Annotated in this window: 14 protein-coding genes and 1 pseudogene; 14 read left to right on the forward strand and 1 reads right to left on the reverse strand. The window is 40.4% G+C overall.

Annotated elements, in window-relative coordinates; all coding sequences use genetic code 11:
• The 6 genes from MFF31_RS13200 to MFF31_RS13225 form a co-directional block, all read left to right on the forward strand.
• On the forward strand, window positions 1-431 hold a 431-nt coding region (locus MFF31_RS13200), incomplete at its 5' end, for a hypothetical protein (RefSeq protein WP_238188597.1).
• A gap of 146 nt (window positions 432-577) precedes the next feature.
• Window positions 578-1,828, forward strand: a complete 1,251-nt coding sequence (locus MFF31_RS13205) for a DUF445 domain-containing protein (RefSeq protein ID WP_238188598.1) — start codon at window positions 578-580, stop codon at window positions 1,826-1,828.
• A 3-nt stretch (window positions 1,829-1,831) separates the two neighbouring features.
• Window positions 1,832-3,169 (forward strand): DUF445 domain-containing protein, encoded by a 1,338-nt coding sequence (locus tag MFF31_RS13210; protein WP_238188599.1) that lies wholly within the window; start codon window positions 1,832-1,834, stop codon window positions 3,167-3,169.
• A gap of 175 nt (window positions 3,170-3,344) precedes the next feature.
• Window positions 3,345-5,579: a right-handed parallel beta-helix repeat-containing protein gene (locus MFF31_RS13215; protein WP_238188600.1), complete on the forward strand. Its 2,235-nt coding sequence runs from the start codon at window positions 3,345-3,347 to the stop codon at window positions 5,577-5,579.
• 82 nt (window positions 5,580-5,661) lie between these two features.
• Entirely contained in the window at window positions 5,662-6,009 is a 348-nt protein-coding gene (locus tag MFF31_RS13220) for a hypothetical protein (RefSeq protein WP_238188601.1), read from the forward strand.
• 78 nt (window positions 6,010-6,087) lie between these two features.
• Window positions 6,088-7,017 carry a VanW family protein gene (locus MFF31_RS13225; protein WP_238188602.1) on the forward strand — a complete coding sequence of 310 codons (930 nt, stop codon included), beginning with the start codon at window positions 6,088-6,090 and terminating at the stop codon, window positions 7,015-7,017.
• Window positions 7,018-7,091: 74 nt separating this feature from the next.
• Here the strand turns inward: MFF31_RS13225 and MFF31_RS13230 are convergent, their stop codons facing one another.
• Window positions 7,092-14,081: an S-layer homology domain-containing protein gene (locus MFF31_RS13230; protein WP_248565484.1), complete on the reverse strand. Its 6,990-nt coding sequence runs from the start codon at window positions 14,079-14,081 to the stop codon at window positions 7,092-7,094.
• 181 nt (window positions 14,082-14,262) lie between these two features.
• On the opposite strand from MFF31_RS13230, the gene MFF31_RS13235 reads away from it, so the two are divergent.
• The 8 genes and pseudogenes from MFF31_RS13235 to MFF31_RS13270 all read left to right on the forward strand — a co-directional run bounded on the left by MFF31_RS13235 (window position 14,263) and on the right by MFF31_RS13270 (window position 20,470).
• The gene (locus tag MFF31_RS13235; RefSeq protein WP_238188604.1) at window positions 14,263-14,757 is read left to right on the forward strand and encodes a GNAT family N-acetyltransferase; all 495 of its coding nucleotides are present in this window, start codon (window positions 14,263-14,265) and stop codon (window positions 14,755-14,757) included.
• Between the two features lie 9 nt (window positions 14,758-14,766).
• Complete coding sequence (locus tag MFF31_RS13240; RefSeq protein ID WP_238188605.1) at window positions 14,767-15,267, forward strand: phage tail protein; 501 nt, start codon at window positions 14,767-14,769, stop codon at window positions 15,265-15,267.
• Between the two features lie 25 nt (window positions 15,268-15,292).
• Window positions 15,293-15,787: a phage tail protein gene (locus MFF31_RS13245; protein ID WP_238188606.1), complete on the forward strand. Its 495-nt coding sequence runs from the start codon at window positions 15,293-15,295 to the stop codon at window positions 15,785-15,787.
• A 14-nt stretch (window positions 15,788-15,801) separates the two neighbouring features.
• Window positions 15,802-16,332 carry a phage tail protein gene (locus MFF31_RS13250; RefSeq protein WP_238188607.1) on the forward strand — a complete coding sequence of 177 codons (531 nt, stop codon included), beginning with the start codon at window positions 15,802-15,804 and terminating at the stop codon, window positions 16,330-16,332.
• A 268-nt stretch (window positions 16,333-16,600) separates the two neighbouring features.
• Window positions 16,601-17,839, forward strand: a complete 1,239-nt coding sequence (locus MFF31_RS25225) for a YecA family protein (protein WP_282570478.1) — start codon at window positions 16,601-16,603, stop codon at window positions 17,837-17,839.
• A gap of 297 nt (window positions 17,840-18,136) precedes the next feature.
• Window positions 18,137-18,835, forward strand: a complete 699-nt coding sequence (sigK, locus tag MFF31_RS13260) for an RNA polymerase sporulation sigma factor SigK (RefSeq protein WP_238188608.1) — start codon at window positions 18,137-18,139, stop codon at window positions 18,833-18,835.
• A gap of 348 nt (window positions 18,836-19,183) precedes the next feature.
• Entirely contained in the window at window positions 19,184-19,768 is a 585-nt protein-coding gene (locus MFF31_RS13265) for a hypothetical protein (RefSeq protein ID WP_238188609.1), read from the forward strand.
• A gap of 156 nt (window positions 19,769-19,924) precedes the next feature.
• Window positions 19,925-20,470: pseudogene (locus tag MFF31_RS13270) on the forward strand (histidine phosphatase family protein).
• Window positions 20,471-20,479: the final 9 nt, after the last annotated feature.

Below are 20,479 nucleotides of genomic sequence, written 5' to 3' on the forward strand. Positions count from 1 at the left end.
CTGGTGGCGGTGCAGGCGGCGGAGCTGGTGGTGGTGCAGGCGGCGGAGCTGGTGGCGGTGCAGGCGGCGGAGCTGGTGGTGGCGCAGGCGGCGGAGCTGGTAAAGGTATCGGCGGCGGAGCTGGTGGCGGCGCAGGTCAAGGCGGTGGAGCAGGCAAAGGCGGCAACATTGGCGGTGGAACTGGTGGCGGCACAGGCGGTGGAGCAGGCAAAGGCGGCAACATTGGCGGTGGAACTGGTGGTGGCACAGGCGGTGGAGCAGGCAAAGGCGGCAACATCGGTGGTAACTCTGGTGGAAATACCGGTGGAGCAGGGAAAGGTGGCAACATTGGTGGCAATACTGGAGGCAACACAGGTGGTAATTCAGGTGGCAATGTGAGTCCTGGCGGATCAAAAGGTAAAGTAGACAGCAAGTCTGGAAGTCAGCAATAAACAAGTCTAGTCTCAACTTGTTGTTCTAATGCTCATTCAAAAAGGATCTGACGGTTAGCGTCAGGTCCTTTTTGCGTAGTGGATGGCTCCCCAAAAAAAGGTTACACTAGCATTACGTCATAATAGATAAGAAATGGAGTAACACTATGGGAAAATGGAGCATAAGGAAAAAAGCGAACGGTTTTTTAATGTTATCCGCTATTGGTATATTAGCGGCATTTCCGTTCCAACATACATTCATTGGAGGGCTACTATTTGCAGCATTCAGTGCTGGAACTATTGGTGGACTCGCTGATACTTTTGCAATCAATGCCTTGTTTGGAGACCCTCTTCGAGTGAAATGGCCCAGATGGATGGGAACTCATATTATATCGAGAAATAGAGAAAGGTTAATCGGAGAGCTGGTCGACATGGTGGAAAGCGAGCTTCTTACCGTGTCTTCGATCAGAGATACTCTTAAAGATCATGATCTAGCAGCAGTTATTACGGACTATATAACAAAGCAAGGTGGCGCAGAAGATATTCATACTATTGTGCAAAAGCTTACTTCAGAACTTCTAGGCAAAGTAGATGCCGAGGAGCTGGCCACTGGTATTCATCGATTTCTTATCGATCATTCTGATCATCTTCAAGTTAGTGATATACTTGCGGACATCGCAGACTGGACGCTTCGGAAAGGCTACGATGATCATATTGTGACCTTTATAATAAATCAATTTATTAAAGTAATAAAATCGGTTAAGTTTCGTATATTGATCGAACAATTGGTTCAATCGGCCATCCGTTCCTATGAAGGCGATAAGTTTCGTCGCAGATTAGTCGATTTTACTGCTGGACTTGATGCACATTCTATTAGTGGTCGGGTTCAGGACTGGCTTATCGCATTTTTGGAGGGAGTTGGCACCAAAGATCACCCCCAGCGTCAGAAACTTAAAGAAATGATGTCCCGCTTTGCTCAAAGATTGAGAGATGATGAAAATTTGCGGAACCGAATCGAACATGGGAAAAATGCACTTTTTCATACGATTAAAAATAATGTCGGTTTGGAGAATTTCATCCGTGACAGAATAGATGCATATCGAGATGAAAACACCATGAAATGGCTAAGAAGCTGGGTCGAAGGTGGAATTAATCAATTAAGCGAGAAACCCGAGCTCCGTCTTCAACTGGATCGAAGTATCAAGTCTGTGCTTATGGCATGGGTTGAAGAGAAACATGCTTACATCGGGCAAACAGTGAAAGACAAATTGAACACGTTTTCCGAAGATGAGCTCATTCAGTTGGTTAAGGAAAAAGCAGGTAAGGATCTCCAGTACATACGTTTGAATGGGATGATCGTAGGAGCGGCAGTAGGCATTATGCTTTATGCTCTAACGTTCTGGATCGGGGGTGTATAAGCGATGACTATGAAGAGGAAAGCCAACTTAAGCCTGCTTTTACTAGCAATCCTATTTGTTGTTGCTGCTGTTGCATTATACTTCTATCCCGGTAAGTGGTGGTCACATATGCTGCTCTATACGGCAGAAGCCGGACTAGTTGGTGCACTGGCAGATCTGTTCGCAGTAACTGTATTATTCCGACATCCCTTTGGACAAAAGTGGGTGCCACACACAGCTATCATCCCAAGAAACCGGGATAAGCTTGTTGAAGGTGTTGTTCAAATGGTAGAGGAGCAATTACTGGGCAAGGGGATGCTTAAAGAAAAGCTGAACGAAATAAATATTGTGGAAGCTATTATTGGATGGGTGGATAAAGCACCCGGTGATCGTATGATCGCAAGCAAAGCTTGGGAGCTGTTAGTAAATTGGCTAAGAGGCATGAATATTCCAAAACTTTCTGAGCAATTAGATCAACATGCAAGAGCTGGACTTCGCGAGCTTAACCTTTCTCCCTATACAGGTAAAGCGTTGAGATGGTTGCTGAATTATGGTGATTTGCAGAAATGGCTTAGTTTTTTGATAGAGTATGCTTCACAGCGCGCTTCAAGTGAGGAAACTAAAACAGCAATTCGTACAATGCTTGCTAAGGAGAAGGACAAGTTTGTAAATGAAGGCGGATCTATCGCACGGTGGTTCAAACAGAAAATTGTAGAGCTTGCAGAGTCTGCAAATGCGATTAACATCGATGAAGCAACCGAAACGCTTTTTAGAGATATGCAAACTTTTATTAATGATCTGCGTGATCCCAAACATGAACTGCGATTACTTATCGAGGAAAAGCTGCATGAGCTAGCGGATCAATTGGAAAAAAATGATGATTTGTCAGCAGCCATTCACAAATGGAAGCTGGAGCTACTCGAGCAGATGTCACTTCAGCCATCGATCCAAGCATTGCTCGGCACAATTAAGGATATGTTACTGCCAGAGGGCAATTTAAAATATGTTGTCATTGAAGAGCGTTCACTCCAAATGGACGATATTAAAGACTGGGTGATAGGTTTAATTAACTCCTTTTGGGAAAGTTTTAAGTCGGATGAAAGTACAAAAACTCAGTTAGAGGGTTACCTCAAAATGTTTATAGCTCAAATTATTGAGCAGGAGCATGCTCTTATCGGCAAAATAGTCCGTAAAACGTTGGATGGCTTCACAGAGGAGCGACTCGTTCATTTTATCGAAAGTAAAGTAGAAACTGATCTGCAACGCATTCGTGTAAACGGAGCATTTATTGGAGCAGCAGTGGGAGCGATATTGTACCTGTTTCTGCATGGTGTATACGCTCCGTTTCTTGAATTGTTCTAAAGTAGCGTTACAATCCAATAGCGATTATAAACAAGCTTGTACCTCAATAAGGTGCAGGCTTGTTTTATATAGCGAAAATAGGACTATTTTCGTTCTTTATATAGAACTATATTGATGTTATAGTAAGAAGGTGGGACTTTTTAGCATATTATTGCAGAGATTTGGGAGGGTTAATGTGAAAATTTTAAAATGGAGCTTGCTTGTAAGTATGCATCTATCTCTATTGTCAGGGGGCATGCTTGGCGCGCAAGGTAGTGAAGCAGGCCATCAAGATGTAACAGTAACGGATGTATCAGTAACTGCTTCAACTAATGAACAATCTCAGTCGTATCCTTTTGCACTGCCGACAGGCGCTAAACATAACGTTACGGATCAACCATTACATGTGATCGATCTTAAAAAATGGGGCATTCATAATGATGGAACGAAGCCGGTAGAAACAACGAAAGGAATTAACAATGCGCTACAATGGGCTAGTAAAAATGGAGTAACTGCGACTACGTTACCGGCTGGTACATATCTCATTGACAAAAACAGTCGTATTAACATGGTTAGTAATATGTTATTCGAGCTGAAATCTGATGTTGTCCTTCAGAAAGAAACAAACGCTAAGGAAGGTTATCATCTGCTGCATGTAGGTGCTAACATATCGAATGTTACATTACGTGGTGGGGTATACATAGGCGATAAGGATACACATGACTATTCAAAAAAGGAAAATCAGTATACTCCCGGAACACATGAAAGCGGATATGGTATTATGACGCAGGGATCAAATGGGGTAACTATTGAAAATGTGAAAGGCACTCATTTTATCGGTGATGGTTTGATTATTGGGGCGCATGGCACAATGATTTCGGACTTGTACCACAATAATTTTGTTTCTGGAGAATTCGATGCCAACGGCAAGCCAGTGGCAAACAAAGAGAAAATAAGAACTACGAAGCAACTTCGCTTTGATCATAAAATTTTTAAGACGAACAGAGAGTTTGAAATCTCCAATCCGATAAATTTGCCAAGCACCTTTGATATTTACATCTTTGACAAGTCCAAAAAACTAATTAGTAAAATGATAGGTAAAAAAACACGTGAAACAATGCAAATTCCAGAAGGTGCGGATTATTTTCATCTAGTGTTTAAAAGAGCTGATAGTAAAGGGTCCTATATTGAGTTTTGGAACCGGATTTTAAGTTCGAATATCGTTGTTAAAGATTCTGAATTTGCTTATAACCGCAGGCAAGGTATTACAGTTGCTGGAGCAAATGGAGTATTAATAGAAAATAATGAGTTACATCATATGAAGGGTACGAATCCACAGGCAGGAATTGATGTCGAAGGTGGTATGGGTGAAAACGGTTATTTAAACACTAAAATTGTTATCAAAAACAATAAATTTCATAATAATGCATTGTATGATGTCATTTTGTATGATGGAAACAATACAATCGTAGAGGGTAATCATCTCGCTTCAAAGGGTAAGATTGGGGTTGCGATTTCACAGCCATTTACTGGTGCTCTGGTAAGAGATAATCATTTTGATGGCTCACGTATTTTTGTTTATGATGATGCGACGTTTTTGAACAATCGCATGAACGACGCTGCAACAATGTTTGAAGGTCCGAATGTTAAAATCGATGGTCTAACAATGACGAATTCTATTTTGTCGATTATTTCCAAACAACCTTTCGGGGTGTCCACTTCAAATGTAACGATAACGAATACGAGTAAGGAAATTCAATCTGGATTGACTTTATGGGGAAAACCAGTACAACTAGACAACATTACAATTTCAGGTGAAGCTGCATTACATTCGGTTAGTGGACGTGTTGCTCCTGGCAGCATTATTAATAATTTGAAAGTAATTAATTATAATTCCAAAACGGGCGTTCTGCTGCCGCCAGCTACTTATAATAATTGTGAGTTTTCTGGTGCGGAGGGCAGTAATTCAGGCTCTATTGCTATAAGTTCTACAGAAGGGCCGTATGTGTTCAATAATTGTAAATTCAAAGCAAGTTCAACCGCATTAGACAGTATTACAGCGCAGCATGCGAAGCTTAATCTTTCCATAAAAAACTCTTCCTTCGAGCTTCTAGGGAATACACGTGCGGTTTCAGTTGCTACAGCTGCAAACTTTGTGTTTGAGAATAACACGATTGTTGCGAACAAAATTACTGATGACAAATTAGAATTAGTTAGAATTAATGATTATTGGAAAAGAAATGAACCACATGATATTTTTAAAGTTAGTATTAAAGGAAATACGATTACATCCAATCTAAAAGCGATTGGAATATCTACGATTTATGCCGGGAAAAATGCTCCCTCCTATGTTGTTGAAGATAATACGTTGGTGAATGCTAAACTTGCATTAAAGGATAATGATACAAAAAAGAATAATGTAGAGAAATAGTGATTTGCTATTAGCTGATAAAGCAAATAATAATTGGCGCTCCTCTTGCATATATATGTGTACGAAGAGGAGCGTGATTATTATGAATCGTCAAGTAAGCCGATATTTTCAACTGAAGACAAAACAAAAGGAAATGGAGCAGGAGCTCGCTGAATTGCGGAAAGAAATTTTGACGTACTGCGAAGAACAAGGAATAAGTGAAATTACTCTAGGTAGTTATCATGTGAAGTTGGTGAAGCAGATACGGAAGGAATATGATGATACAAAGTTGTTTGAGTCGTTACAAGATCTACAGCTTTGGCGACTGTTGTCAAAACCTGATTTAACACGGATCACAAGTTTAATTAAGCTCAACGTTATTAATGAAGAGCAAATTAAGGATACATATGAAATCAAACAAGTTACATTGTTGCAAATCGATAAAAAATGAATTGTTTTAATAAATGAATGGAAGTTCATGACTAATCGCATACTAATCCGGTTACTTTGTAATCGGGGGTGAAATGAAATGGGATTGAAATGGTTGCTTGCCATAATCATTATCGCTCAGCAATCTATTTATCCTGATTTAATTATTGAACATCAGGGTGAACGTATATCGAATCAGATATCTAGGGAGCATTATATTTTTAATGTACCTGGAATTCCACTTGTGAATGAAGATAAGTTAAATACACTTATGGCTACAATTGCAAGGAAAGTTGAACAAGAACCTGTTAATGCGAGTTTAGATGGCTGGGGCAAGATTATACCTGAGAAACCGGGAAATAAACTTGACCGTCTGTCCTTTAAACGATTATTTTACGGCTATATTATGGAGGGTGCGCCCACTACGATTGAAGCTCCTCTTAGACGTATATATCCAAGAGTGGACAGTGAGGTACTATCTTCTATTAAAGTAAGACAAATTGGGCAATATTCAACCTATTACAATAATCGAAACAGGAATCGATCTTCAAATATCGTACTTGCTTCCAATGCGCTTAACAATTATGTTGTGTTTCCCGGAGAACGATTTTCCTTTAACTTTGCAGTTGGAGAACGTACGAAAGAAAAGGGATATTTACGTGCTCCAGTTATCGTAAGGGGAGAGCTGTTTGAAGATATTGGCGGAGGGATCTGTCAGGTCTCTTCCACATTATACAACGCAGTTGATCGGGCGGGACTTACCATCATAGAGCGATATTCGCATAGCAGAAGCGTGCGTTATGTTCCTCCGGGCAGGGATGCTACTGTAAGTTGGTATGGGCCAGATCTTGTATTTCAAAATCCGTATGATCAACCAATTCTCATTCGGACCTATGCCAATGGCGGTCAAGTCAGCGTAAGCATTCACTCTTCAGAGCTGCTCGAGTTGCAGCCTCGAGAAGTGCCAGGAGCTTCTAAAGAATTGCCGGAAGAAGTTAAGTTGGACGAGCGTAATGCGATTAGTGAATAGTGAAGAAGATAGGATACAAAGAAAGAGCATGAGAATGTCCTCATGCTCTTCTTTGTAATTCCACATTATCAGTGTTAAATCAAATTAGCCTTTTGCAATACCTTTTGAATGATAACGGCCACTTCCGCACGAGAAATGAGTTGTTTTGGTCGCAATTCACCATTCGAGCCGTTGATAATGCCAAAATGAATATTTAATGCTGCAGCTTGCTTCGCCCACGATGACAAATGGTAGGCATCAATAAATGGTTGTAATAACTTCATTTGATCAGTAAGACTTATTTCTGTTTGCAACTTAAGCAAATTAATCGCTCGTGACAGTATGACCATAGCTTCTTCTCTTGAGATCATCGCATTTGGTCGGAAATGTCCATCACGATATCCGTCAATCAGACCGTAAGAGTAGCTTGTTTGTACAGCTTTATAATACCAGTCTGAACGTGAAACATCTTTGAATTGTTTTGTTTGTTCTACTGAACTTAATCCCAAAGCTCTTACGATAATTGCAGCGAATTCTGATCGAGTAATTTTTTGTTCTGGGAAATAATTAACATCGTCTACACCGGAAACTATTAGTCTAGCCGACATCTCTTCGATGTTTTCTTTCGCCCAATGAGCTTGTGTATCCTTGAAAGTATTTTTATGAGTAACAACTCCATAGATGCTATTTGACATGCTGCTCATGATTGCATAATAATGTTCTCCTACTTTAACAACTTTAGTTGGTACAGGAGTAATTGTTAAATCGTTATTAAATAGGATGCCTGTCTGGAGATTGTTCCTATTCACATTGCTTGGAAGAATAATGTATCGTTCTACAAATGTGCCTAATTGCTTAAGTTCTACTTCCTTGCCTGCAAACTCAGCTTTAACGGTAAAGCTTACAGGAGGAGCTGATAACGATATTCCTTTATCGTTTAATGAATAAGCAGCTACAGAGGAGTCATTGAGATGCGTGATCTCTAGTTTGATACTTACCCCATTAACCCCGTTGGTCGCACCTGCAGTTGCTGCCCATTCTTTAAGCAGATTCTGATGAAGAGGTAATCGATACCCAGCCGTTTCCGTTTTAATTTCTATTACGATATTTTGGTTGTTTAACATTGCGATTAGTTCAGTTTCTAATTCGATTTCAACGTTATCAGATTGATTGAGTATAGAAATCGTAATGACAGATTGATTGGATGATTGTTGCAGTAACATCTGTAATTGCGTCTTATCGATTTCGACGGTAGTAATCTTTTTGCCATTATTGTTAGAAACCTTTGCATTTTTTAGCATTTCGGTCGAACTGCCTGATTGGATTGATAAACCATTAGGTTCAGTGGTTACGTTATATGAGCCACCGTAGTACATGATTTCAATTTTAAAAGCAATCTTTGTACGATTACCTGCCGTATCCGTTACCACCAAGGTGTACTCTCCTTGGGAAGTGATTGCTGTTCCGCTAGAATAAGGTTTTCCGTTTAGCGTTGCTTTACCTTCCGTAAAGGTTGGGCTGACAGTCGAATAGTAACGAGCGTCATTTGTTATCCCTGTGACGACTGGTGCAGTTTTATCGATAGTGAACTTGACTGTCGTAGCATTGCCAGCAGTGTCCTTAACGATAAGAACATAATCGCCTTCAGCACTAATCGCTGTTCCGCTAGTAAAAGCTTTACCGTTTAGTGTAGCAGTGCCTTCGGTGAAAGCAGGGCTAACGGTTTTGTTATAATGCGTACCATCTGTTACACCAATAATGACAGGAGCAGTTTTGTCGATCGAGAACTTGATCGTCGTCACATTGCCCGCCTTATCTGTAACGACAAGCTGGTATGTCTTATCTGCGCTTATCGCTGTACCACTTGTATACAGATCACCGTCAAGAGTTGCTGTTCCCTCTGTAAAGGTAGGTTTCACAGTGGCGTTATACAAAGAGCCATTAGTTACACCTGTGACGACTGGTGCAGTTTTATCGATAGTGAACTTGCCGGTCGTAGCATTACCAGCAGCGTCCTTAACGATAAGAACATAATCATTTTCTGCACTAATGGCTGTTCCGCTCGTATACGCTTTACCGTTTAGTGTAGCTGTGCCTTCTACAAAATCAGGGCTAACGGCTTTGTTATAGTGTTTTCCGTCCATAACACCTGTAACAACAGGTGCTGTCGTATCAATCGAGAACTTGATCGAAGTCACATTGCCCGCTCTATCAGTAACGACAAGTTGGTAAGCTTTATCTGCGCTGATTGCCGTGCCACTAGTGTAAGGATCACCGTCTAGTGTGGCTTTTCCTTCTGTGAAAGTAGGTTTCACAGTGGCATTGTATAGAGTGCCTTCTGTAACTCCTGCAACAACCGGTGCAGTTTTATCGATAGTGAACTTGACTGTCGTAGCATTACCAGCAGCGTCCTTAACGATAAGAACATAATCGCCCTCAGCACTAATCGCTGTTCCGCTAGTAAAAGCTTTACCGTTTAGTGTAGCTGTGCCTTCTACAAAATCAGGGCTAACGGCTTTGTTATAGTGTTTTCCGTCCATAACACCTGTAACAACAGGTGCTGTCGTATCAATCGAGAACTTGATCGAAGTCACATTGCCCGCTCTATCAGTAACGACAAGTTGGTAAGCTTTATCTGCGCTGATTGCCGTGCCACTAGTGTAAGGATCACCGTCTAGTGTGGCTTTTCCTTCTGTGAAAGTAGGTTTCACAGTGGCATTGTATAGAGTGCCTTCTGTAACTCCTGCAACAACCGGTGCAGTTTTATCGATAGTGAACTTGACTGTCGTAGCATTACCAGCAGCGTCCTTAACGATAAGAACATAATCGTCTTCTGTATTAATTGATGTTCCGCTCGTATAAGCTTTACCGTTTAGTGTAGCAGTGCCTTCTACAAAATCAGGGCTAATGGCTTTGTTATAATGCATACCATCTGCAATGCCTGTAACAACAGGTGCTGTCGTATCGATCGTGAACTTGATTGAAGTCACATTGCCCGCTGTATCAGTTACGACAAGTTGGTAAGCTTTATCTGCGCTGATTGCGGTACCACTCGTATAAGGTTTGCCATCTAGAGTTGCTGTACCCTCATTAAAGGTAGGTTTCACAGTGGCATTGTATAGAGTGCCTTCTGTAACACCTACAACAATAGGTGCAGTTTTATCAATCGTGAACTTGACCGTCGTAGCATTGCCAGCAGCGTCCTTAACGATAAGAACATAATCGCCCTCAGCACTAATCGCTGTTCCGCTAGTAAAAGCTTTACCGTTTAGTGTAGCTGTGCCTTCGGTGAAAGCAGGGCTCACACCTTTATTATAATGATCGCCATTTGTAACACCCGTCACGCTAGGAGCAGTTTTATCAATCGAAAATTTGATTGAAGTAATATTGCCAGCTGGATCTGTAACGATCAGTTGATACGTTTTCTCCGCGCTGATTGCCGTGCCACTAGTGTAAGGATCACCGTCTAGTGTGGCTTTTCCTTCTGTGAAAGTAGGTTTCACAGTGGCATTGTATAGAGTGCCTTCTGTAACTCCTGCAACAACCGGTGCAGTTTTATCGATAGTGAACTTGACGGTCGTAGCATTACTAGCAGCGTCCTTAACGATAAGAACATAATCGTCTTCTGCATCAATTGCTGTTCCGCTAGTAAAAGCTTTACCGTTTAGTATAGCTGTGCCTTCGGTGAAAGTAGGGCTCACACCTTTATTATAATAATCGCCATTTGTAACACCCGTCACGCTAGGAGCAGTTTTATCAATCGAAAATTTGATTGAAGTAATATTGCCAGCTGGATCTGTAACGATCAGTTGATACGTTTTCTCCGCGCTGATTGCCGTGCCACTAGTGTAAGGATCACCGTCTAGTGTGGCTTTTCCTTCTGTGAAAGTAGGTTTCACAGTGGCATTGTATAGAGTACCATCAGTTACACCTACAACAATAGGTGCAGTTTTATCAATCGTGAACTTGATGGTCGTAGCATTACCGGCAGTGTCCTTAACGATAAGAACATAATCGTCTTCTGCACTAATGGCTGTTCCGCTCGTATAAGCTTTACCGTTTAGTGTAGCAGTGCCTTCTACAAAATCAGGGCTAACGGCTTTGTTATAGTGTTTTCCGTCCATAACACCTGTAACAACAGGTGCTGTCGTATCAATCGAGAACTTGATCGTCGTCACATTGCCCGCCTTATCTGTAACGACAAGCCGGTATGTCTTATCTGCGCTGATTGCCGTGCCACTAGTGTAAGGATCACCGTCTAGAGTAGCTGTACCCTCATTAAAGGTAGGTTTCACAGTGGCGTTGTACAAAGAGCCATTAGTTACACCTGTGACGACTGGAGCAGTTTTATCGATAGTGAACTTGACTGTCGTAGCATTGCCAGCAGTGTCCTTAACGATAAGAATATAATCGTCTTCTGCACTAATGGCTGTTCCGCTCGTATAAGCTTTACCGTTTAGTGTAGCAGTGCCTTCTACAAAATCAGGGCTAACGGCTTTGTTATAATGCGTACCATCTGCAACGCCTGTAACGACAGGTGCTGTCGTATCAATCGTGAACTTGATCGTCGTCACATTGCCCGCTGTATCAGTTACGACAAGTTGGTAAGCTTTATCTGCGCTGATTGCCGTGCCACTAGTATATGGATCACCGTCTAGTGTGGCTTTTCCTTCTGTGAAAGTAGGTTTCACAGTGGCGTTGTACAAAGAGCCATTAGTTACACCTGTGACGACTGGAGCAGTTTTATCGATAGTGAACTTGACTGTCGTAGTATTGCCAGCAGTGTCCTTAACGATAAGAATATAATCGTCTTCTGCACTAATGGCTGTTCCGCTCGTATAAGCTTTACCGTTTAGTGTAGCAGTGCCTTCTACAAAATCAGGGCTAACGGCTTTGTTATAATGCGTACCATCTGCAACGCCTGTTACGATAGGAGCTGTCGTATCGATCGAGAACTTGATCGTCGTCACATTGCCCGCTGGATCAGTAACGACAAGTTCATAAACTTTATCTGCGCTGATTGCGGTACCACTCGTATAAGGTTTACCATCTAGAGTTGCTGTACCCTCATTAAAGGTAGGTTTCACAACAGCATTATATAGGGAGCCATTTGTTACACCTGTAACAAATGGTGCAGTTTTATCAATCGTGAACTTGACTGTCGTAGCATTGCCAGCAGTGTCCTTAACGATAAGAATATAATCGTCTTCTGCACTAATGGCTGTTCCGCTCGTATAAGCTTTACCGTTTAGTGTAGCAGTGCCTTCTACAAAATCAGGGCTAACGGCTTTGTTATAGTGTTTTCCGTCCATAATACCTGTAACAACAGGTGCTGTAGTATCAATCGTGAATTTGATTGTCGTCACATTGCCCGCTGGATCAGTAACGATAAGCTCATAAGCTTTATCTGCGCTGATTGCGGTACCACTCGTATACGGATCACCGTTAAGTGTAGCTGTACCCTCATTAAAGGTAGGTTTGACAGCAGCTTTATGCAAAGAGCCGTCTGTAACTCCTGCAACAACAGGTGCAGTTTTATCAATCGTGAATTTAATGGTCGTAGCATTGCCAGCAGTGTCCTTAACGATAAGTACATAATCGTCTTCTGCACTAATTGCTGTTCCGCTAGTGTAAGCTTTGCTGTTTAGTGTAGCTGTGCCTTCAGTGAAAGCAGGGCTAACGGCTTTGTTATAGTGTTTTTCGTCCATAACACCTGTAACAACAGGTGCGGTTTTATCAATCGTGAATTTGATGGTCGTAGCATTACCAGCATCATCTGTAACAATCAGGGTATAATTTCCATCCGAGCTAATGGCTGTTCCACTCGTGTATGAAGCTCCATTAAGCGTAGCTGTACCCTCATTAAAGGTAGGATTTACAACAGCATTATATAGGGAGCCATTTGTTACACCTGTAACAACAGGTGCGGTTTTATCAATCGTGAATTTGATGGTCGTAGCATTACCAGCATCATCTGTAACAATCAGGGTATAATTTCCATCCGGGCTAATGGCTGTTCCACTCGTGTATGAAGCTCCATTAAGCGTAGCTGTACCCTCAATAAAGGTAGGGTTCACAATAGCATTATAAAAAGAACCGTCTGTAACTCCTGAAACAACAGGTGCCGTTTTATCCACAACGATAGAACTGCTTTTTTCAATTGAATTGGCCCCATTGGAATCTTGTACTTGCACATATACTGTTTTAGTTCCTTCGCCCGTAGTGAGGAACGTAGCTGTTGGAGAGTAATTTTGCCAAGTTACAGGCCAAATGTTTGAATTATCTGTAAATCTCATCTTAGTTATAGAATTGCTAGAGCCCGTTTCAGGATCTGTAGCGGAGATTTTTAAATTTAACGTGTTGTTGTTTGTAAATGGTTTTCCATCTTCAATGAGGACAGAATCAATAACAGGAGGTTTATTCGCTTCATAGGTTAAATTCAGTTTGGGTCTCTTAGTTAAATCACCATGCTCTAGTGAATAGATGAAAAAATGACCGCTTTGGGGAGTAGCCTCAGCGCCGTGAAGCACAAATACGATTTTTCTATCTACCTCATTAGTAAACGCTTTTACAATATTCGTTACATCTATTGATATAACTGAATTGTTTGCAGGTAAACTAGGAACAACATGTCTTACTGTTACACTTTCCGCAGTAGGGAAGGCGGATCCGTTTAAGTTGTTCATAGAGTCTGAGTTAGAGCCAAAGACGTCAATATATATAGGTTGTCCGGGCGTATAATCGCCAATCAATTGATTAGTAAGTTCAAGCTTAGCTGAAGATAAGGCCCCAGGATTTGTAGCGTCCAGCTCAAATAGCAGCGATGAACGTGAACGAATATTAATTGAAGGTGATCCTACATCTGGGACTATGGTACCTAATAAAAGTTGAGGTTCTCCATCATTATTCGTATGGACACCATTAATACCATGTGGATCTCCAGGTGTAAAAAGCTCGATTAAATCAGCACTAGCAATTTTAGTTGGTGTTAAATCTGGTGCAGCTTCGGCACGAGATTCTGCTACCCCAGGCCCCATAATTGGGAAAAATAAAATAATGGCTAGCATTAATGCTAGTTTCTTCATCTTTTAAACCTCCAAATAATTGTTATAAAAACTAGATAGAATAACATCCATTAACAGATTAAACCAATAGGTAGATATCGTCAATTAATGATATTTTTATTGCATTTTGATGTCGTATTATGTAAAAATATGTTGAGACGTATAGGGATATCCTACTATTGTATCCACTTAGGAGAAATCTATGGACAATGATGTAGTTCTGAAAGTAGCAGAAAAGACAGATGAACAATTTCTCTATCATGTTTATGCATCTAGGAGAAAAGATGAAGTTGCAAGCTGGGGATTTCAATCACAAGATGCTGCTCACTTTTTGCAGATGCAATGGAAAATTCGAAAACAATCGTATGACATGCAATTCCCTAATAATGAGACTTCAATTATTTATACTTCAGACGATCAACCGATTGGCTCTTGCATTATCTTTTCTACTACTGAATATGTCCGGATAGTAGATTTGATGATTTTACCTCAATTTCAGAGTCAGGGATTTGGAAGCGCTTTGATTACAAGTATTCAGATGGAGGCATCTAAGCTAGCTATTCCTTTGATGCTTAGTGTTGAGCAAACTAATCCAGCCCTTCGCCTCTATCAACGTTTGGGATTTTACATAACTAGTGAAAGTGACTTTTATTATTCAATGTCTTGGGTAGCTAAACACAACTTTAACGAGGAGTGAATCTTGATTATGAGTGATCAATGTGTAGGAGAAATAAGGGCATTTGCAGGAAATTTTGCGCCTGTTGGGTGGGCAAAGTGCGACGGGCAATTGATGTCGATTAGTGAAAATGAAGTGCTTTACACATTAATAGGAACAACATATGGCGGCGATGGCGTAACAACCTTTGGATTGCCTGATCTAAGAGGACGAATTCCAATTCACACATCCAGTCAATATCCACTTGGACAAAGTATTGGAACAGAGCAAGTGACTCTTACGATTAATCAGTTGGCTGCGCATTCACATCTAGTTGCAGCAAGTTCAACTGATGGAAATACGGCAAGCCCTCAAAACAGTACATGGGCAAAATCTTCGATTAAGCAATTTTCTAATGCTGCCGTGAATGACGAAATGAGTGCTAATTCCATCCAATTTGTAGGTGGTGGGTTGCCGCATAACAATATGATGCCATTTATTACGGTTAATTACATTATTGCACTCACTGGTATTTTCCCAAGTCAACAGTAAAAGATTATAAAGGAGGAATATGAAAGTGGAGCCTTTTGTAGGAGAAATTAGATTGTTTTCATTTGGTATAATCCCGAGAGGTTGGGCACCTTGCAATGGACAGCTTTTGCCGATAAATAATAATCAAGTGTTATTTTCAATTATAGGTGTTACTTTTGGAGGCGACGGTAGGAATACCTTTGCATTGCCGAATCTTCAAGGAAGAGCTCCAGTGGCTCCTGGTAATACTGTTGCATATGGTGCTTCGATAGGAGAGGCTAATACGACACTTACTCAAACTCAGATTCCAAACCATAGCCATATCGTTAATGCAACGAACAATACTGCCAATAGCAACAAGCCGGGAGACAAGATATGGGCATCTTCACCTGATCAGAGTTATAGCAGTAATATGGATAAGACAATGAGTACGTCATCCATTTCAACCAGTGGATCCTCTCAGCCACATAACAATATACAACCATCAATAGTAGTGTCATATTGTATTTCGTTAACAGGTATATACCCGAGCAGACAATAGGAGGAGGATTGAAAATGGATCCATATGTTGGAGAGATACGTATCTTTTCAGGAAATTATGCGCCTGTGGGCTGGGCAATTTGTCAGGGACAAACATTGCCAATTCGAACATATACAGCATTATATTCGGTAATCGGAAATCAGTATGGCGGAGATGGAAAAACAAATTTCAAATTGCCTGATATGCAGGACAGAGCTTCTATTCATCAAGGTGCTGGCCCTGGTTTAACGCCAAGGACGATTGGAGAAACAGATGGAGATGCGAAGGTGACGTTGACTATCAATGAGATTCCAAAACATACCCATCTTCCTAATTGCACAACAACTGGTGGTACAAGTGAGTCACCCGAAAATATGATTTGGTCAGGCACACCTGGATTTGTAGGTCCTAAAGTATATTCTAGTGAAACTCAAACCCCTAATACAACAATGAATGTTAATGTGTTGACCTCGGCGGGTGGTAATCAAGCACACAACAATATGCAGCCCCTTCTTGGTTTATCTTTTATTATTGCTTTGGAAGGTGTGTACCCTCCAAGGCCTTAAAATATCAGTTAAAGTGGAAGCCTTTTGTGTGTCTATATGACAGCAGGAGGCTTTTTTTGCTGTTTTAGATTAATTTCAATGATAATTACTGGAAGAAAGAGAGTTCATACTTTAGAATTCATTAAAAAAATGGTACGATATGAATATAGATTGTTACTTAGAACGAAGCAGGTTAAGAAAAAGAACTTGTTTTTACTGGCGAGGAGCAGTTAAATTATGCTTATTGATTAGTGAGAGCTAGGTTCGTTTAATAGAGGAGTTAATTGAGTTGAAAAAAGAACAAGATAAAAATGAATCAAACAACGTGATGATGCTGGATGATAGGGAAGAATTATTTTTAAAAGAGATCCAAAAACTAGAAAAAAGAAGCTGGAAGCCTATTACGTTCCCAATCTCATTAATGGACGGATTAAATCGATTAACAAGAGACGAATTGGTTGAGATTCGTGTTAATTTGAATATGGACAAGGCTAGTGGGTTGAAAAAACAAGCGATAGTAGACGATCTGCATCTGCAAATTTCTGATAAGTACGAGAATTGGTTTAATAAATTTGACAAAAATCGGTACGATATTCTTCAAAAAGCCATTCAACATAATGGCTGCTTCGTTTTAGAGGGAAAGAAAGAGTTTGCACAACTTAGCGATGCTTTGCCTTACATGAAGGAACGCGGGTTTCTTTTTACAGGTGTTATGGATTCGAAAAAGTGTGTGGTTATGCCTGAAGAAATAAAGCAATATTTCCAGAATGTAAATCTACTATCCTATCGGACTATAGTGAACAGAAACACTGAATGGTGCAAACTTGCACAAGGCATCATTCATCATTACGGAATGATAAGTGCGGATGAGATGATTAAGAAGATTGAATCCTTAGTTTCCTACGCAGTTTCCCATGAGCAATGTTTAGAAGTATTAATAGATGCAACTGCGATATATGATTTGGAGTTTGATGGGGTTCATTTCTATCACTTTGCTGTACTGGACTATCAAGAGCTTATGAATGAACATGCTCGCAGGGCAGACTTGGATTACAACCCTCTTACTAAGGAACAGTTGCTTCAAGCGGGAGAATTGGATTTTGTTGAGCGTCACCCAACTTATAAAGCGCTTGTTAGTTATTTGACTAATCATTATTCGATGGAATCTGATGAAGCGGATGACATTGTTGCTGAATGTGAATTTCTGATCAGAGCAGGGCAACCATTGTCCGAAATTATTGGTGTACTTGGCGATGTATTGGAGCTTGATCATAGTACGATGGAGGAACTTGTGAAAAATGTTGTTCCAGTAATGAATAGTACTAGGCAGTGGTTTCTTAAAGGATACAGTTCTTATGAGCTTGCTAGTCAAACTGCGAAACGAGAGTCTGGTTCTAAGACATCAAATCAAGTAACTACTGGTTCCAACATCATTCAATTCCCTTCAGGTGAAAAAGTGGGCCGTAATGACTTATGTCCATGCGGAAGCGGTAAGAAATATAAAAAATGTTGTTTAAACAAAGGGTAGAAATTAGTTGCTAAATCGAGAAGCCTGCAAAGTAGAGCAGGCTTTTTTCTATATAAGAACTTATAAGTTGTTCATCTTATAAGAGGCTTATATTTCTCCGCGAAACGAAAGCTAATCCTCCAAAGGACGGCTTTAGCCGTTTACGCTTGTATGCGCTGCAATTATTTAGCTCATAGACATATTACACCGTACATGCACACATAGGCCTATGCCTACATACACTGTATAACTAACGTTCTTGACGGCTTATGGCTTGCAGTATGAGTCTAGGCAATACAGCTTGGGGGTGTACGAGGCATGGGATTTTTTACAGCTATCGCTTTGTTTATTAAGCAGTTGACATTGCTCGTTTCATATGTGAAAAATAATGCCTTTCCTCAACCGCTTAAGGAAGAGGAAGAAACGAAGCATCTAGCTCTAATGGCCGATGGCAATGCGCATTCACGAAATCTGTTGATCGAGCACAACCTTCGGTTGGTCGCTCATATTGTTAAGAAGTTCGATAACACTGGTGAAGACTTGGAAGATCTTATCAGCATCGGCACTATCGGTCTGATTAAAGCGATCGAGAGCTTCCAAACGGGCAAAGGAACGAAACTTGCGACATTTGCTGCTCGGTGTATTGAAAACGAAATACTTATGCATCTTAGATCTTTAAAGAAAACCCGCAAGGACGTTTCTCTGCATGACCCGATTGGTACGGACAAAGAAGGAAATGAAATTACTTTGATCGATATACTGGGAACAGAATCGGATGACGTCGCGGATAAGGTACAGCTAAAGATCGAGAAGAGCAAGATTTATAAGAACCTAGACATACTAGATGACCGAGAAAAGGAAGTTGTTATTGGGCGATTTGGACTTGTGCATGGTGGCGACGAACGAACACAGCGAGAAATTGCGAAGGAACTTGGCATAAGCCGAAGTTATGTGTCGCGGATAGAGAAGCGGGCTTTGATGAAGCTTTATCATGAGTTTTATAAGGTGAAGCGTTAAACGCTGTGAACCAGGACTGCTCTTTTTGAGCAGTCTATTTTTCTATTTAGAAGGTAAATAGTTCACAATTCCTTTGATATCTCTGTTAAAATTTATTTAATCTATGAGTAAAATGTGAATTTCCATCTCGTTCTCACTATGATAAGTGATACATTCATCATATGGTTAACAGATCCAGTCCTGTGTCTTTGACTATTAAAAGTCTTGTCTAAGAGCTTATTAAGTTGTTGCTACATAGCTTTCAAAATCCTGATACATTTGTAAATCACAATGTAACCTCTCCTTCTGACTATGATAAATCCGATTTAAAAAGTAAATGGGGAAATTAGATTATAGGGGGATTGTCAAATGTCATTAAAAAAGAAAAGTACAATTATTTCACTGGTCTTAGCTGCTTTAATCCTTGCAGCAGCTTCTTATTATTATTTTGCTATTTATAATTCTGTTCATGCTGTATCTGTAGCAGCAAGTTATAAAGGATATCCAACGGCACAAGCATTATTCTCAGACGCTGAATTAGTTGTAATTGGAAGTCCGATTAAAGACTTTGAGGATCGTGAGGTACTTTTGAAAGAGCATTCTAATGGTGTTCTTGTATATATTGTCACTTCTACAGAGATTAAGGTTGAAAAGGTATTGAAAGGGCCGGAAGGGGATGTGATTAATCTTAAAGTAATTGAACCTATCGGTGAAAGACAGACTTTAAAAGGTAAAGAAAGAATCGCAATTGAAGGGTATACTGCTATGAAAAAAGGTAGCAAATACTTAATCTTTTTGAGTAAAAATACCTTTGGTCAATATAGTGTCATTAATATGCAAGCAGGTAAATTTAATATTGATAATACTGATCCAGATGACCCTTCTGGAATAACTTCGATTAAGCAAAGGATTTTCACAGAACTTAAAACGAAATTCCCGGAGGAATTAAAATGAGGTAGAGTTGAACTGGACGAGACAATTGAAGATGCAATCGTAAGAGAAATTGAACCAGTTCGTGAGAACTTTATGTCAGTTGTTCATAAAGGATATTCTGAGTCAGGAAGCTACAAAGGTCTAAAAAGTAATATAGCTTATAAGGAGGAACGAGGGATGAAAAATATTTATGTTGTTCGGCATTGTATGGCAGAAGGACAAGCTTCAGATGCTCAACTAACCGCGATTGGTGTTGAACAAGCGGAAAAACTTACTGAAATTCTCGCAGACAAAGATATAGATTATATTATCTCAAGTCCTTATGAAAGGGCTTACCGTACTATAAAACCGCTATCCGATAAAATAGCTGTTGAAATCGCCTTGGAGGAAAGATTGACTGAACGGGTGCTGTCAGCGAAGAACCAACCTGACTGGTGTGATATGCTTCGTCAGACATACGATGACTTGGACATATGATATGAAGGTGAAGAGTCCAGTAACACAGCTATGAGCCGTGTCATTAGTGTAATCATGAAAGTTCTGGATAGTGAGAAACAAAACATTGTATTAGTTTCACATGGAAACCTGATATCACTGCTACTTAAGCATTTTGATGACCGCATTGGGTTTAAGGAGTGGGAATCTTTAACTAATCCCGATGTATTTCATCTTACCTTTTCAACAGAAGAAAAGCCCAACATTCATCGAATATGGGCAGAGTGAATTTATATT

It is taken from the genome of Paenibacillus sp. L3-i20 (genome assembly GCF_022180385.2).
GTDB lineage: Bacteria > Bacillota > Bacilli > Paenibacillales > Paenibacillaceae > Pristimantibacillus.